Source organism: Sinomicrobium pectinilyticum (assembly GCF_003725735.1).
Taxonomy (GTDB): Bacteria; Bacteroidota; Bacteroidia; order Flavobacteriales; family Flavobacteriaceae; genus Sinomicrobium; species Sinomicrobium pectinilyticum.
The window spans coordinates 1-541 of sequence record NZ_RJTM01000037.1 but is presented as its reverse complement, the minus strand read 5'-3'; the positions used below and the strand labels follow the sequence as shown (position 1 = coordinate 541).

General features: G+C 49.9%; 1 protein-coding gene. It reads left to right on the top strand.

Going from position 1 to position 541, the window contains the following annotated elements; translation table 11 throughout:
- Positions 1-541 (top strand): bile acid:sodium symporter family protein (locus tag ED312_RS07285; protein ID WP_148044234.1); only part of this gene is annotated, 541 nt, incomplete at both ends.

Below are 541 nucleotides of genomic sequence, written 5' to 3'. Positions count from 1 at the left end.
GTTATGTATATACCCTTATGATCTTTGCCGCCGTATCCATGGCCATGTATTACCCGCATTACTTTATCCGTATCGGTGATTTCAAACTGACCCGTCTGATCACCCCTCTGATACAGGTCATCATGTTTGGTATGGGGACTTCAATGAGTGCTCGGGACTTTGAGTCTGTAATCAAATCGCCCAAAGGGGTGTTTATCGGGGTAACGGCACAGTTTATCATTATGCCCCTGTCCGGTTTTGCCCTGGCCACAATGAGTGATTTTCCCCCGGAGATTGCCGCGGGTACTGTGCTTATCGGCTGTTCTCCCAGTGGAATGGCATCCAATGTTATGGCTTACCTGGCCAAGGCCAATCTGGCATTGTCCCTGACCATTACATCCCTGGCTACCCTGCTGGCGCCGTTCCTGACCCCGGTGTTGATGAAGTTGCTTGCCGGGGAGTTTATAGAGATCAACGTCATGGCCATGATGTGGGACATTATAAAAATGATCATCATACCCATTGGTGCGGGACTGCTTTTCAACAAGCTGTTGCACGGCAG